The organism is Borreliella japonica (assembly GCF_030438115.2).
GTDB lineage: Bacteria > Spirochaetota > Spirochaetia > Borreliales > Borreliaceae > Borreliella > Borreliella japonica.
In genome coordinates, this window is sequence record NZ_CP179498.1 from 1 (window position 1) to 17,093 (window position 17,093).

Here is a 17,093-nt window from a genome sequence, read left to right on the forward strand (position 1 = left end):
ATATAATTATTAATTAGTATAGATATATTAACTCTAAAGATTAGCCCGGAAAGTTAAAACCTTTTTAAATCTAATTTCCCAAAAAAATAAGCTTTTAAAAAGTAAATAATGTTTATATGTTTTTGTTCAAGTTTTTTTAAAAAAGAAAATCTGCTAAACAGATGCATTGGACAACGGTTTACAAATTCAAACATATTCTCTAATTTGCTCTAATGAAATTTCCAGATGTATTGGATGAAACAAGAAGCTATTTCTATAATCCTTGATTTAGAAATAGTAGTTCACTTCTTAACTTTTCTTGTTATTTTTAAATTTAAATGTCACAACAATAGATAATGTACAAAAAATAAGTATTAATAAAACAAATGTATTTATAGCGCTGATAAAATTAGTTAAAATTGAACATATGCCTAGTGCTAAAAATGAAAATATACGGGATAATGTACTATTAATAGAAGTTATAGTTCCTAAAACTTTTGAATCCACATTTTTTCTTAAAAAATATTCTAAGTTATTAGAATAAACAGAAATTGAAATTACTAAAAATATTATTATAGTAATAAATATGTAAATATGTGAAACTATTTTTATTAAAACTGATAGTAAAAATATCATAGCCAAAATAACATAAATATCATATTTTGAATGTTTAATTTTTCTAAATATCCATGCTCCTATAATATCTGATACGCGAAATAGTACATATATAATTCCGAATACATTAATAGATATATTTTTATCAATAAAAATTGCTTGCCAGTATAAATAAAAAGGTTGATAAAAAAATTGAATGACGCCATTTAAAATAAATAACTCTAAAAGTTCTTTAGATTTTAATAATGTTATTATTTTTTTTTAAATTTCATAAGATATAAAGTTAAATTTTCTTCATTATGCTTATGATCTGTATTTATATCATTTGGTATAAAAAAAATTGTAATTAAAAAGGATATTAAATATATTAATAATGAAATTAGGTAAATTTTTATATCAATGTATAAATATAGCACACTTCCGATATATCCACCTAAAATAGCGCTAATACTTAGTATCATTTTTACAAATGATATAAAAGCTTTTAGCTTTTTTGAATTATTTTGATATATTTTAGTAAAACTAATATCGATTGTCCCGGTGTTAATAGCAGCCGACATCCCATATATAAACCACGAAATACAAATAAGTATGAATGACGAAGCTTTAAAAACAATAAAATAAGAAATCATTAGCAAGAAAATTGATGCTAAATAAACAATTTTTCTATCAAAAATATCTGATATTACGCCTGATGGAAATTCAAAAATAATAATTGCTACCATATAACAAATTTGTACTATAGCAATATTTTTTAGCGATAACCCTTTATTTATTAAAATAATAGTTAGTACAGCATGGGGCAATGTTCTTGCAAGTTCTAGCGAAAACAATGAATAAAAATAATATCTTTTATGTTTGCTTTCTATCATAGATCCTTATTACATTTACAAGATTTATTTTTAATAACATCAATAAAATGAAACGAGAAATCATGATTATTGATACCAATTCGTTTGTTTAAAGAATTAATTTTTTTATATTCATTACCAAAGTAAAATATGATATCAATCATAGCCATACTCGATGCAATTGCATTATTAGTAAAGAAAGAGGGGGCTTGATAGTCTTTATTTGCTAATATTATTTTACTTTCTAATTTAGAAGATGATGTCTTTTTTATAACTCCTATATCAGTACAGTAGTAGCAAGATGAGATATTTGGAATATAAAATGGACCAATAACTGAAAAATCATTAAGATATCCAATATTTATAAGTGGAATAGAATTTTCAACACAAAATTTATTAACTAAAGGCAAACAGTAATCATCATCTGCTGACAGCACTATTAATGATGGTTTAATTTTTGAGTTAGTAAAAATATTCTCTAATAATTTTTTTGAAACCTTTTCCTTATAAGCTCTAGTTTGAATTGTTTTATTTAGCGATTCTATTTTTTCTTTAATTATATCTACTTTTTCAGATCCTATATCATTATAACTAAATAAAAATTGTCTATTTAAATTAGATTCTTCTATTTTGTCTTCATCTATAAAAGTTATAGCCCCTAATCCTAAAGTAGAAAAGGAATAGGTCATAAAATTTCCAATACCACCACACCCAATTATAATGATATGCTCTTTTTCTAAGCTAAAATTTTCTGGATGTGCAAGCAAAAGATCCAAAAAATATTTATTTTTTAAGTAACCTCTATTTTTTGGATATTCATAAAAAGGAATTAATACTTTATTTTTTAATGCCAATTTTATAGTTTTATCGCTAATATTATTTTCAGTAGCAAATAATATTAGTTCTTTGTATGTTTTCTTATTTTTTGCAAATATTGCGATATCTAGCAAATGTTCAAAAATGTTATCATTTACTTTAATTTGAAATTTGCCTAAATTAACAAGATTACCAGAAGTTGATTTATTAAAAAATGAAGTTGAATTTTTTATGTAAGTCATTTTATACCTTCTAATATTTAAGACTAGGCGCTCAAACATTAAAAATGATTTAATCGAGCCTAGTCTTAAATATTAATTAAATTTTTTACCTAGCATAATCACAGCCTCCATTACATTATTATACATTATAATAATGTAAATCATAATAAAATCTATCTCTCTACGTGAACTACTATTTCTAAATCAAAGATTATAAAAATAGCTTCTTGTTTCATCCCATGATAGCTTTTTAGGCTCTCTAAAAGAACGATCATCCACTAGAGCATGGCCCACAAGCTTAACTTCAGGCAGTTCCTGCCTTAGTTTTTATTTCTTTGTAATAATTTTTAAGATTTAGAGCCGCATTTATATCTCTATCATGCAAAGTATTGCAGCCACTACAAGTCCACCTTATATATCTTTTATGAAATAAGTTCTTTAGCAGACTAAACCAACTTGAAAACCGCAACTAATTTAAACTTGTTTTAATAAAAAATCCTAAATATTTTAAGCTAAATTAAAAGCTAACATTATGTTAGCTTTTAAAATTTATTACTAGTTTAAATAGTAGTAAACTTATATTTGTCTAACAATATCCTAAAATTACCAATAATTTTTTTATTAAATTATATTTTTTTGCCCCATATATGTAGCACAAAAAGAATTATAGAATGTCCCTAATATATATTCTCTATAACTTTTCATACAGACTACAAACTCTTTATAACAATAAACTCCGCTTGAATTTTTAAGCTTAGTTAGGCTTATTTATTCTTAAATAAACTTCATATCCTTTTATTAAAGACGAAATATAATCTTCTCCTTTTTCTTTTGTTTGTATTTTAATACAATAAGATCTAATTTATTAAAATTGTTATTATATTTAATTTTATTTATATATTTATTTATAAATTTTACTTTATAATATAGGGCAAAGAAATTACTAAGCGTATTTTAGCTAGTATACTTGAAGAATTGATTCTTTTTATTTTAAGAATATTTTTTATTGCATACATTGAAGATAACGACATATTTAAGAAAATATTAGAAGAAAACAAACTATATAGATCTTCTATATCTTTTAGATATTTTTTTTATGATGAAAATACAAAAAAAAATTAGGATATAAAAAAATAATAACAATTTTCAATTTACTTGATAAAGGAAGTGATGCAATAAAATTTCCTGTATTTAACGGGGGATTATTTGCAGAAGATAAGGTTAAATATTTAAATAATGAAAATTTACTAAGTATTGGTGAACTTGAAGAAATACTAGTTAAAATACTTTTCTTTGAAGAAAAAAATATTAAAGATGAAAAATTTGTAAAATATTCAAAGCTAGATCCTAAAAGTTTTGGAGAATTATACGAAACTTTACTTGAATATGACCTAAGAATTGCAGATACTACTGTTTATCGCATTTTTGAAGACGGAGTTTATCTAATTCGCACTGAAGAAGAGCTTAAAAACAAAAAAGTAAACAAAGTTGCAACATATCTTAAAAATAACATTTATCTTACATCTAGATCCCTTGATAGAAAAAAAAGTGGAGCATATTATACTCCAGATGATTTAACTGATTTTATGGTTACATCATCAATTGAAGAACAACTTAAAACCAAGTCTCCTTTAGACATAAAAATCATTGACAATTCTTGTGGATCAGGTCATTTTTTAATTTCTTGTCTAGATTACTTAACAGAAAAAGTATGGTATCAGCTAGATAAATTTAAAGATGTAAAAAAAGAGCTTGATAAAGAATATAGAGCTATCCTCAAAGAAAGTGAAGAATATGATGTTCGGGATAGTATAAGTAAAGAATTGGTACTTAAAAGGATGCTACTAAAGAAGTGTATTTATGGGGTTGATATTAATCCTATTTCGGTTGAAATTACTATGCTAAGTTTATGGATTAACACCTTTATTTTTGGAACACCACTAAGCTTTATTGAGCATCATATAAAAGTAGGAAATGCCCTGCTAGGATATACTAAAGATGAATTTTTTGATATTACAAAAAAGAAATTTGAAAGTGGATTTTCGTTATTTAAAAAAAGAATTAAAGAAATTACAACTATTTTAGAAAATAGCTATCAAAAAATTAAAGGTATTAACGATAATACTAAAGAAAATATAGAAAAATCTAAAAAGATATACCAGGAATATGAGAAAAGTGAAAATACAGATAATTTAAGAATAATATTTTCTTTAATTAAACTTTATTCATTATCTTTTGATAAATCTTTAAATATAGAATTTAGTGACATTGCAGGCGTAATTAGTTTAATTGAAAATATCTTGAGCAATAAAACTTTTGGTGAAGATAAAGAAAAAATAGAGAAAATTAGAAAATTAAGTAACTACTATAAATTTTTCCACTATGGAATTGAGTTTCCAGATATTGGTAAATTAGAAGTTTGGTACAGCAGCAAAGTTAATTTGTTTTTTCTCTGTAAAAAGCTTTTACCATAATTTTATATATTTTTTTATTAATTAAGATTTGCTAAAATAGTTTTTGCATGTTCAATAAGTTTCTCTATTTCTTTCTTTTTTCCCATTGCGTAAATTTTTTTAGAAGAAAAAGATTCTAAGTTTTTTAAAGAACTCTGTGCTTTTGCTAAAGCCTCTCTAGATAATTGTGAAGCATAAGATAAATTACGTCTACTCTCTAATCTTTTTATAATACCTTCTTTTAAACTTTTCTTAGCGTTATCAAAAAATTCCGCTGCGGATCTTATTTCAACTTCTGCAGTATCAATATTGCTTATAAGCTTATCAAGTTCGACACCTATCTGTAACTCATTTTGTAATTGTATTAATTTACTTATCTTATCTCTATTATTCTTATAATCTCCCATTAATGATGACTTTTGATTATAAATCTCTCTCATTACATTATCAAAATCAACTTTTATTGAAACATATCCATCTTTAAGTGCACACACATCCTTAATTAAATCAGAAAATCTAGAATTCCCAAGAATACTCTCTATATTTTTAATAGCTTCATTTGCTTTTTGTTCATCATTAGTAGAAGGAATTAATTCCTCTTTTTTTATCTCTTTTTTTTGAGCATGCCCAATTGAAATATTTGATATACTAGCTTTATTATTCAATGATTCTGAATACACCCTAGACTCTATGTTCTCTACTTGAGCACTCTCCAAAACCCCGTTTACATTATCGTGATTTTTTTTCTCTTTATTGCCGGATAATTTAGAATCTAGATCGCAAGACATAAATCCCACTATTAAGAATATATATAAAGTTAAATTTTTTCTCATAAAAATATTCTCCTTTTCTCTAATTAAAAATACGTATTCTTAAATAAGAAGAATTCTTATTTAAGAATACGTATCACTTTTGGTTAATTTACAATATGATTGGCTTTATAATAAGTGAAAATATAAGGTCGATTGATTTTATAGCCTTTACTACTTAATAAAAAATCCCTTCATACCACTCCCTCCACCTTCTCTTTAGCTTTATTGTCATTTTTAACATCGCGAAACACTTAATCGCAATCAAAATGCGATATTTACACTAGTATCTTTTTCTATTATTAATACATTTTTAATAATTTTATTACTCTTAATAATCAATGTAGAGCTACTTTCTAAATACTATTTATCTAAATAACATTTCATTTATTCTTAATGAATTTTTTTGATAAAGTACTAATATTCAATAATTGAATATTAGTACCAAACTCCATTTCCATCAATTACAACTTGCATTTCTTTAAGTGAATCCTTAATTAACAAGATTGGACCTACTATTGATTTATATGCTTCGTACGAATCAGATTGTCCTTTAATACTTGAAATTAAAGTCTTTATTTTTGTTTCAATCTCATCTAATTTTCTTTTCGCATGCATTTCACTTATGTATAATAAATTTGCCGCGGTATTTGAACTCACCTGAATATAATTTAATAGAGCATTAAGATTTTTTTCAAGCTTTTCTTTTGTAAACTTTTTAGCATTTTCCCTAGCTCTAGCTTTAGCAGAGGGATCAAGAAATGTAGAATACATTCGAGTTCGCTTTGTTGCAAACGAGTTATAATTAGAATATATTTTACTAATTGTTTTAATTGCTAAATCTACATTATATTTAACACCTTGTAGATAAGATTTATATCGATTATTTAATATTGTCTCCTCATCATATTCATTATAACTTTCTTCCTCTACTTCATCGTCGTATAAAATAGTATTTGAACCCGAAACAGTCTGTAAGTTGCTTTTTGGTCTTGAATCAGAATCTATAGTAAAATAAAATTCATTGCTTTCAAAAATATCCTTGGATTCACCACTTTCACCACTAAGAAAATTCAAACTTCCTTTGATCATCCCTTTATGTTTATTCTGTTGTTTTTGTATTTTTTCCTTTCTGGTAGACTCAAGCTGCTCCCTTAATAATTTAGTTTCTAAAACTTCTTCTCCTGATATTATATTTTTTTGTAATAAATTACTACTATTAGTAAACAACCCCTTTGCATGATTATAAGGCTCTTCCTTAGTAATCTTTTCTTTGACTTCGATTTTCTTCTTATTAATAAAATTTTTAATAGATTCTTCGTTAGTACCTAAAATAGAACTTCCTTTGCCATCAAGCAAACCAAGAGATTTCTCTTTCATTTCACCTTTCATAAATACATCACAACTGATAAAACCAAATAGCAATCCCAAAGCTAAATATTTAATTTCAAATTTCATGCTTCCTCTCCTCTAAAGCTAACATTAACTTTAGATCATTTTAATTTGAATTACAAAAATTAACAAACCTTTCTTACTAAAAAGAATATCATCTGAAAAATATAAATATCAAAATTCTTTAAAATTTTAAATCCCATATAATCTACTAATGTAAACCTTTAATTCCAAAAATACAAACCTTAAATTGCATTTTTTCAAGAACTGAAAACTTTAACCTAAAAAAATAACCTTCCAAATTTTCTATGAAATCATAGGTGAAAAATTATTTGTTATTTTTTGTTAAAATCTCATTTTTTATTTTTTTTGACTTATTTGTACTGAAAACTTTTATTATTTAGCAAATAATTTTCATATCCCTTTATTAAAGATGAAATATAATCTTCTCCTTTTTTGTTTTTTAATGCTTTAAAATCACTAAGTAAAATGATAAAATCTTCTTTGGTTAATGAATAAAGACTAGCTACAATAAAATTGTTTTCATTTTCTTTTTCTTTAAAAAATTCATCTTGAGCATCTAATTTTAGCATCTTATTAACTTTTTCTTTGCTAAACTCAAAATGTTTCAAGTAGAGTAAATTGGAGAAATTTAAAGGATCATTTTTGGCTATTAGTAAGGAAGTATTTTTTATTAAAGCTAAATATAGTGGATTAGCTAAAATATCTTTTTCTTCGGGTTGAGGCATTGGGCATTGATATAGACATGATTTTACAATATCGGTACTTAAAGCAAATCTTCTTATTAAATAGTCAAATGTAAATGAATTAAAAATGGATATAATAAATAATTTTTTATATAGTGATATTGGTATTTTCTCATAATTTATATATGTTGTAGAAACACAATGACAATTTTTAGGACATAATGTACTTATCATGGTTCTTTGATCTGTATTTCTTGCAATTCTTCTATACAGTATTCTTTCAGCTTGATATTGATTATCTTCGGTTAATATTTTTTTAAAGTCTTCTTTATCTATCCATAGTAATTTAGAACTTTCTTTTGCAGATTTATCTTCAAAAAATCTTGAATTAAATTGATGAATATTTGCACCCTGATAAAGAAATATAAAGTTTTTATTATTATATTCCTTATACAATGCTTTATACTTTGTTAAATTTAACCCTACTCCAAAATCAATATATTCCTCACTAAGAATATTAAATTGACTAAACATTTTGTTAATTAAGCTAAATTCTTTATTGTCTTTAAATTCTATTATTGATTCTTGAATAGGAGATAGCTTTTTAATTTGTTCTATATTTAATTCAATCCCTTTATAAGGATTTTCTTTGATGTCTTTTAAATCCCTAGTTATTTCTTTTAAAATATTATCACCACTCTGAATCATGAATTTTGCTTTAAAGTTTGATGTGGGAGTTTTATTATTACTTAGTTGAAATATTGCAAATTTAAAACTAGAATGCACATCATGAAATCTTTTTTTATTTTCAAATTGATAAATATAGTTAAGCTTGTAGTTATTAAAAATATGTTTTCTTAGCGCTCTAGAACTAGATTCGCTCCAAAGACTAGAAGGGGTTAGATAAGTTAAATTGCCCCCCAGTTTTATTAATTTTAAATTGAATGAAGTAAAGTATCTGAAAAGATTTGGATCTCCACCACTAGTAAAGTCTTTAAAATTAAATTTATAAATATTGTTAATAATAGTTATACTATTTTTTTCTTTATTGTATTCAATATTTAAAGGGTGATTATCTTTGCTAAGTATTTCTTGCTTTATTTTATTTTGTTCTTTTATGTTTAATTTTCTGTAGCTAGGAATGTGTTTTGAGAAAAATTCAGATTCATCAAACTTGGTTTTTTCCCACGGAGGATTTCCAATTACAATATCAAATCCTTCCTGAATATCTGGAAACTCAATTCCATAGTGGAAAAATTTATAGTAGCTACTTAATTTTCTAATTTTCTCTATTTTTTCTTTATCTTCACCAAAGGTTTTATTGCTCAAGATATTTTCAATTAAACTAATTACGCCTGCAATGTCACTAAATTCTATATTTAAAGATTTATCACAAGATAATGAATAAAGTTTAATTAAAGAAAATATTATTCTTAAATTATCTGTATTTTCACTTTTCTCATATTCCTGGTATATCTTTTTAGATTTTTCTATATTTTCTTTAGTATTATCGTTAATACCTTTAATTTTTTGATAGCTATTTTCTAAAATAGTTGTAATTTCTTTAATTCTTTTTTTAAATAACGAAAATCCACTTTCAAATTTCTTTTTTGTAATATCAAAAAATTCATCTTTAGTATATCCTAGCAGGGCATTTCCTACTTTTATATGATGCTCAATAAAGCTTAGTGGTGTTCCAAAAATAAAGGTGTTAATCCATAAACTTAGCATAGTAATTTCAACCGAAATAGGATTAATATCAACCCCATAAATACACTTCTTTAGTAACATCCTTTTAAGTACCAATTCTTTACTTATACTATCCCGAACATCATATTCTTCACTTTCTTTGAGGATAGCTCTATATTCTTTATCAAGCTCTTTTTTTACATCTTCAAATTTATCTAGCTGATACCATACTTTTTCTGTTAAGTAATCTAGACAAGAAATTAAAAAATGACCTGATCCACAAGAATTGTCAATGATTTTTATGTCTAAAGGAGACTTGGTTTTAAGTTGTTCTTCAATTGATGATGTAACCATAAAATCAGTTAAATCATCTGGAGTATAATATGCTCCACTTTTTTTTCTATCAAGGGATCTAGATGTAAGATAAATGTTATTTTTAAGATATGTAGCAACTTTGTTCACTTTTTTGTTTTTAAGCTCTTCTTCAGTGCGAATTAGATAAACTCCGTCTTCAAAAATGCGATGAACAGTAGTATCTGCAATTCTTAGGTCATATTCAAGTAAAGTTTCGTATAATTCTCCAAAACTTTTAGGATCTAGCTTTGAATATTTTACAAATTTTTCATCTTTAATATTTTTTTCTTCAAAGAAAAGTATTTTAACCAGCATCTCTTCAAGTTCACTAATACTTAGTAAATTTTCATTATTTAAATATTTAACCTTATCTTCTGCAAATAATCCCCCGTTAAATACAGGAAATTTTATTGCATCACTTCCTTTATCAAGTAAATTGAAAATTGTTATTATTTTTTTATATCCTAATTTTTTTTTTGTATTTTCATCATAAAAAAAATATCTAAAAGATATAGAAGATCTATATAGTTTGTTTTCTTCTAATATTTTCTTAAATATGTCGTTATCTTCAATGTATGCAATAAAAAATATTCTTAAAATAAAAATAATTGATTCTTCAAGTATGCTAGCTAAAATATTTTTAGTAATTTCTTTGTACGATATTTTAAATTCTTTGTCATATATATTTTTTGCAATTTTAAATACTATAGAATCGTCAGGCCTCTCATAAAGTATCTCCCTTAGAGTTTTTTGAATTATTTCTTTTTCTTTAGCTATTTGTTCTTTTTCAACTTCTATTACATTACTTCTTTTTAAAAATCTTTCCTTTCTTATAAGGTAACTGAATAAAACAAACCATTCTTGTTCTTTGTATTCTTCTTTTCTTCAATTTTAGAAAAATTAAATTCAATATATCTTTTTTCTCCATAAAGTACCTTAGATTTGTCATAAAGTCTCCATGCCTCTCCATTTGAAAGTATTCCATAATGTTTTTGATATTGATTTAGATATCTATATAGCTGATCTTCTGCTTCTTTTACGTTGTCTTTGTTATCAAAATTAAATGATGGACGTTTAACTTCTGCTATAAGTAAGATATCTTCAGTTGGAATGGGTTCATTATTTTTTTTAGCTTCTTTTAATTTTTTATTAAAATCAACCTTGTTTTTATCATTTTCAAAAAGTAGTATATCTACTCTGGATTGTTCCCCATCTATTTGGCCACCTTTCTGCTGCTCTACAGAATAAGTTAATTCTTCAAATATAGATTTTAATAAAGACTCTATATTTGCTTCTGTTGAATTATTATCGATAGTTTTAACTTTATTCTTTAAAAAAAGAAAAAAGCTTTTTGCTTTAACGATATCTTCTTTCTTTATAAAGTCTTCTGATAACTCTTTATAAAGAGTTATGTTTGGATCATTTGTTTTTACAATGTCATTAGTTTCCATTATTTTATTTTATCATTTATGTAAAAAGTCTTTCCCTTGATCTTCTTCCAAAGAACCGTGAAAGAAATATTCTGCATTATTAATGCTATTGCTATAAAGATAAAATTCGATGTATAATTAAATTTTATATGTTTTAGTGCTCGTTTTTGTTTTTGACTTAAATTAGTGTAGAACCAAGTTACTTAAATTCGATGATCAATAGCTTACAAGTAAGCTATCATTAATACATTGATGCAAACCTAAAATATCTAGGAATCTCCAAAAATACTGGTAAATTACAAAAGCACATTGCATCTAAAATTTTTTTCTTTTTTAAAAGATTTCTTCTAAAGTAGATAAATTCTTTTCCAAATAATCAATCCCAGTATCTAAACTATCCTATTTTGATTTGTATTGCTTGTGGGATTAGAAATAAATAAGCTAAAAATCCTTGCGATAATTCATAGCATTTTATTATTTTTATGTTCGGTTATTTAAAGCTTTATAGATTTTGTATAAATAAAGTATATTTGGATTTTATTTAAATCCAAAAGGGACATTAATTTGCACTAAATATTCCTTCAATGTAGTTTTGGAATTATTCAGTGCATTAATATAAATATAAGTTTAATTGCTTGTTTTTGAACAACTATTTATATAATATTTGATTTAAAAATAGTTGTTCAACGCTTTACAAAAGCAATATATTAAATGGTAAAATTATTTAATACTTAACTATATTCATGAAAACCATTGGACTTTGAGGAAGTATAGATGGTTTACCAGGTTGTCTGACATCTTGATCCGGGTGAGCTGCAATGTATTTCAAGTAACTTAGTTCTTCCCATTGTTTCATCATTTCTGAATAAGAATTAATTTTAAATGATTTTGAATAATAGTCGGTTCTAACTAGCTCTAAAACCGCTTCTTGAATTCTATAGTCTAATAAAGGGCCAAGACTTAAAAAAACTACCGCGGACACAGACTCTTCAAAATAGGGCTTTATAATTTCTGAAGTATTGTCGGGTTCGAGTTGTAATGCACTAAGAACTGTATTTGCATGTTTAGAAATTATAGCCGAACTATACACCGTAGTTGTACTCATGTCAGTATCTAAGTATTTACTGATATTCTTTAGTTTTATGTCGCTGGTCTCTGCACCGTAAACGTTTTCTACTGTAGCATCAACAAATCTATAATATCGTCTACGATAAGTGCGACTAAAGTTATCTCGTTCGTGATGGTTAACTCTGTATACTAATAATCCTTGGGGAGCAAGATCATGCGCTCTTACTACTATTTCTAGCTGTCCCAAGTGTGCACCATGATAACCGGGTATACGCAGCCCTATTGTAAAAAATGTATTTTCATTGGACATTTTTTTTACATAGTAAATAGGAGCAGGTGGTTTTGGAGTCATGCCATTTTTAGATCTTATGTCTTTTACCGTTGCGTAATTGAAAAATTTAGTACTTTCTAACAAACCAGCTTTGTAAAGAGCTTGGTGCGCAGAGTCAATACTGTCCATGAACAGTGATGCAGAATGAAAGTCAACTTCAACCTTAGCGGTTGAATGTAAATACACAGTATCAACCCCTTCTGAATAGTTCAATACTTTATCTTTATCCTTTTTATTTTGACTGTCTTGGTTACAGGCCGAAATAAAAATTAATAGTGTTAAAAACAATATTTTTTGATAAATATTTCTTATTTTCATTTTATTCCCTTTATATCATTATTATTAAAATGATATAAATTGATTATATATTATTTTTAAATATATTGCAATTTTTTAAAAAAATTAAATTTCTCATTAATAAATGATCTTTAGCTATTTTTCACTATTTTTGCACAATAATGGTTAAATTTTTTTAAACGACAGCTGAAATCCACGTTTATTCCAATATCAAAATTGGGTTCAAAACCCGCTAAGATCAATGCCAAGTCTTTTTTTGTCTTTTTTTATATAATATTAATTTAATTATATTAAATTAATATTATATATTGAATAAAATTAAATATTTAGCTATACTGAAGATTAAGCTTTGCTTAAGGGGGAAGTGTTAGTGAAAGGCTACATAATTGTATATATATTATTTATTTTTCTATTTTTAAATGCTTGTACTACAGATTTTAAAGCCAATCAAGAAGATATCAAGTATCCATCTAATGATAAGAGCTCAAAATCTAGCACAGAAGTAGCTTCCAATCAAAAAGCAGAAAAGGAAAAAGCAGAAAAGGAAAAAGCAGAAAAGGAAAAAGCAGAAAAGGAAAAAGCAGAAAAGGAAAAAGCAGAAAAGGAAAAAGCAGAAAAGGAAAAAGCAGAAAAGGAAAAAGCAGAAAAGGAAAAAGCAGAAAAGGAAAAAGCAGAAAAGGAAAAAGCAGAAAAGGAAAAAAAAACATTACTTAATAATTTTATCAATTCAATAGAATCAGCTAATGCACATAAAGAAAAGTATATAAAAAAAATGGAAAAAGAACCTTCAGACCAATACGGAATATCGATTTTTGGTGCAATAGGTTGGAATGATCCAGGAGGCGAATTTACATCCAGCAATACTAATAGATCTATAAGATATAGAAGACGTGTTTATACTATTTTAAGTCTTATTGATGATAACGAATTAAAGGAATTTACAAATATTACAGCTATTGGAAATATCTCCGGATTGATGTTAGCCACCTTTAATCTTCTTGGAGGTGCTATTGACAATTCAATTGATTTCTTACACCCCAAAAAAGATGCTTTAGATAAACTAGATATTTCAGATTTAAAGAAGCTTAAAAAATCATTTGACACAATATTATCTACAGTAAAATTTGTATCAGAAACGGCAAAACAAATTTTATTAGATTATCAAAATGATAAAAATCTTATAAAAACAGATACTTCTAAGCTTAGATCCCATTTAAATACACTTTACAATCAAATTAAAGAAAAAGTTGAAGAAGCACGAAGGCTGGAAAAAGACATATTATCAAGCAAAAGTTTTTAACAAAGATTAACATATTCTTCTCCATCTAAAATTTCTATGAAATTTATGTGGAGATGAATTTGTTAATAAATGGATTTATTTTGATTTTGAATATATTTTTTGATGATATCAATAGAATTGGGCATAAATAAAGAAGAAATTCAAAAACTTATAAAATGTTCACTTGATTAATATAGTGATGGTTGTCAATAGTAAAGAAAAGAATTTATATAGTAAAAGGTGAAAAAATTATTATACAAGATTTTATTTGATAAAATAAATGTTTATGATAAGATCAATAAAGGCCCCAATCAATAAAAAAACCGCCTGTAAATAGATATAAGAAACCAGTTCCTATCCCCCCCCCCCCACATAAAATCTATGCGCTCCTAAACAACCAAAAAATAAGCATATTAATAATAATAAAATTTTATTATGGTTTTCAGCGTGTTTATTTCTAATCCCACAAGCAATACAAATCTCAGCTTCCTTTTTAATTGGTTTGCTACAAGGATGACAATATATTTCATCCAAAGCTTTTGACATAATTTTATGCTCCTTTTAAAAATAAAACATACCTATCTAAAGGGATTTAAGACAAATAAGTTATATTTTTATGTATTTAAATTTAATGAATGTTGTAAATATAGATCAGATCAAGCATAGCTCAAGAATACATAATAAAATCGGACGATTTGATTTATTAAGAATTATTGATAATTTCTAAAAATTATAGAAAAACTTGTCTCTAAAAAAAAGAAAAACAATTTTAAGATGTATAATTTTTATTGCTTTTTAGCCTAATTGAAACATTTACTGTACTATCCTTGGTATTTAATGATTTTGAACCAATAATAAGTTGCTATTTATATAATCTTTGATTTAGAAAATTTTTAAAAAAAGAAGAAAAGAAGGGAACAAAGCAGCAAAAGAAAATCCCCTTAAAAAATAACTAAAGATAATATTAAAGATGCTGTAAATAAAATAGATACTATAATCACTAAAATTACCAACATTAAAAGTAAAAAAGAAAGCTGAATAAAAAGAAAGAGATTATATTGGTGCTTCAGTATAATTTAGAGAGATTAACAAGCGATTTGGGAATATATTTAATTGCTCAATATTAATAAGTATCTAAAACATCTAGAAAGCTACAAAAATATTAATAAATTGCAAAAACACATTATATCTAAAATTTTTTCTCAATTAATATGGGTGGAAGCTCATTACAATTTTTATTTAAAATACTATTAATTAGTGACACAATAAAAGGCGTTAGAATAGATATGGCAACGGGCACGATGGACACTTAATATCTTTTTGATCAGTTTTAAAATCCGGAATGCAAGCATTTAAAAATAGAAAAATAAATATGTTTACAATTACATAATATTTTATAAATATTCTCCCTAAATAGGATCGCTCTTTATTATAATCGGACATTTAATCAGATTTAACATTTGATATTTTTTTAATAAAATTAATTATATTAAGTTTTGCAATTCAAAAAATCTAATCTAACCATCAAACATATTATAAATAACATAATATTGCAATACCTTTTAAACTAATACAAACATGAAAATATTAATTTATAAATTAATAATATATATATGGAGCTTTTTTATGAAAATCAAAAATATAGTAAAAACATTAATATTTTTTTTATCTATGGTTTTAAATAGCTGGGGGAATGAGCAACAAATAAATAAACCAAATGAAAATCTTAAAAGCAATATTTTAATACTATCAGCTACAAAAGCCGAAATAGAAGAAATAAATAAGATCATACAAAACAAAAAATCTATTACAATAGAAGAACATAGAAGAAAAAAAAATATTACCACTGGGGAAGTGCTTAATCACAATATAATTACCATAGCTACGGGAGTTGGAAAAATAAACACAGCCTTTTGGACAAGTTATATTATATCAAAATATAAAATTAGTCATATAATAAATGCTGGGGTTGCTAGCGGTATTTATAATAACAAAAATAAATTCATGAAAATAGGAGACATTATAATAGCTACAGAAACAACAAATTACGATTTTAATCTACAAAGATTTGGCTATGAAATCGGACATATTCCTGAGCACCCTAAAAAATTTAAAGCAAACACCGCTCTTATAAGGAAAGCCTCTAAGATAGAAAAAAACAACACAACATCTTATATAGGCTTAATAATTACTGGAGACCAATTCATTGATCATCAAAATTTTCAAGAAATCTCAGAAGAATTTGAAGATGCAATTGCAATAGACATGGAAAGTGCCGCAATGGCCCAAGTAGCATACAATTTTAAAATTCCTTTCATAATCATTCGAGGAATATCTGATATAGTTAACAATGAAAATAATTATGACGATTATAAAAAGTTTTTAAAAAAAGCCTCTTCTAACTCGGCACAAATAGTAGAAAAATTAATTAAATTAATGTAAATTTGCAAAGAATGCACCAATTATACAATTTTTGTTTTTTTGTATGTTTGCATTAAATACTAGATAAGTACTACTAATGATATTTTAACAATTGGTGGCGGTTGCAAATAAAATAGATTTTTTATTGTAAAAAACTATAATAAATTGATAATTTAATTATTATATTAATTATATAAAAATTTTCATAATTCGAAACCCAATCAAACATAAGGCCTTGTTTGTTATTTTATTAAATAAATTCAATAAAATAACAAACAAGTGAGCAAATAAATTTTCTATTTTACTATCATCGTAGTCACAGCTGAGTCCTTGATTAAGCTTATTTTGCAGGTCAAGATTTTTATTTTTTTCTATAAATCT

At 25.2% G+C, this 17,093-nt stretch carries 9 protein-coding genes and 3 pseudogenes; 3 read left to right on the top strand and 9 right to left on the bottom strand.

Going from position 1 to position 17,093, the window contains the following annotated elements; genetic code table 11:
* Positions 1-845: 845 nt before the first annotated feature.
* The 3 genes and pseudogenes from QIA21_RS05115 to QIA21_RS05125 form a co-directional block, all read right to left on the bottom strand.
* Entirely contained in the window at positions 846-1,466 is a 621-nt protein-coding gene (locus QIA21_RS05115) for an MFS transporter (RefSeq protein WP_418905550.1), read from the bottom strand.
* On the bottom strand, positions 1,463-2,503 hold the full coding sequence (locus QIA21_RS05120; protein WP_418905551.1) for a ThiF family adenylyltransferase: 1,041 nt from the start codon (positions 2,501-2,503) through the stop codon (positions 1,463-1,465). The genes QIA21_RS05115 and QIA21_RS05120 overlap by 4 nt, the downstream gene beginning before the upstream one ends.
* 283 nt (positions 2,504-2,786) lie before the next feature.
* Positions 2,787-2,894: pseudogene (locus QIA21_RS05125) on the bottom strand (zinc ribbon domain-containing protein); the annotation flags it as partial.
* A gap of 521 nt (positions 2,895-3,415) precedes the next feature.
* Between QIA21_RS05125 and QIA21_RS05130 the strand changes: the two are divergent.
* Positions 3,416-4,887 (top strand): annotated as a pseudogene (locus QIA21_RS05130) (Eco57I restriction-modification methylase domain-containing protein); the annotation flags it as partial.
* Positions 4,888-4,973: 86 nt separating this feature from the next.
* Here QIA21_RS05130 and QIA21_RS05135 read toward each other — a convergent pair.
* The 5 genes and pseudogenes from QIA21_RS05135 to QIA21_RS05155 all read right to left on the bottom strand — a co-directional run bounded on the left by QIA21_RS05135 (position 4,974) and on the right by QIA21_RS05155 (position 13,260).
* Positions 4,974-5,768 carry a P12 family lipoprotein gene (locus QIA21_RS05135; protein ID WP_418905552.1) on the bottom strand — a complete coding sequence of 265 codons (795 nt, stop codon included), beginning with the start codon at positions 5,766-5,768 and terminating at the stop codon, positions 4,974-4,976.
* A 414-nt stretch (positions 5,769-6,182) separates the two neighbouring features.
* The gene (locus QIA21_RS05140) at positions 6,183-7,202 is read right to left on the bottom strand and encodes a ferrous iron transporter A (RefSeq protein WP_418905553.1); all 1,020 of its coding nucleotides are present in this window, start codon (positions 7,200-7,202) and stop codon (positions 6,183-6,185) included.
* A gap of 308 nt (positions 7,203-7,510) precedes the next feature.
* Positions 7,511-11,337: pseudogene (locus tag QIA21_RS05145) on the bottom strand (Eco57I restriction-modification methylase domain-containing protein).
* A gap of 703 nt (positions 11,338-12,040) precedes the next feature.
* Complete coding sequence (locus tag QIA21_RS05150; protein ID WP_418905554.1) at positions 12,041-13,033, bottom strand: hypothetical protein; 993 nt, start codon at positions 13,031-13,033, stop codon at positions 12,041-12,043.
* Between the two features lie 110 nt (positions 13,034-13,143).
* Entirely contained in the window at positions 13,144-13,260 is a 117-nt protein-coding gene (locus tag QIA21_RS05155; RefSeq protein ID WP_418905555.1) for a hypothetical protein, read from the bottom strand.
* A 122-nt stretch (positions 13,261-13,382) separates the two neighbouring features.
* Here QIA21_RS05155 and QIA21_RS05160 point away from each other — a divergent pair, with 122 nt between their 5' ends.
* Positions 13,383-14,312, top strand: coding sequence for a virulence associated lipoprotein (locus QIA21_RS05160; protein ID WP_418905556.1), 930 nt, complete (start codon positions 13,383-13,385; stop codon positions 14,310-14,312).
* A gap of 333 nt (positions 14,313-14,645) precedes the next feature.
* Here QIA21_RS05160 and QIA21_RS05165 read toward each other — a convergent pair whose 3' ends face one another.
* Positions 14,646-14,837 carry an NINE protein gene (locus tag QIA21_RS05165; RefSeq protein WP_418905557.1) on the bottom strand — a complete coding sequence of 64 codons (192 nt, stop codon included), beginning with the start codon at positions 14,835-14,837 and terminating at the stop codon, positions 14,646-14,648.
* 1,080 nt (positions 14,838-15,917) lie between these two features.
* On the opposite strand from QIA21_RS05165, the gene QIA21_RS05170 reads away from it, so the two are divergent.
* Complete coding sequence (locus QIA21_RS05170) at positions 15,918-16,733, top strand: 5'-methylthioadenosine/adenosylhomocysteine nucleosidase (protein ID WP_418905558.1); 816 nt, start codon at positions 15,918-15,920, stop codon at positions 16,731-16,733.
* Positions 16,734-17,093: the final 360 nt, after the last annotated feature.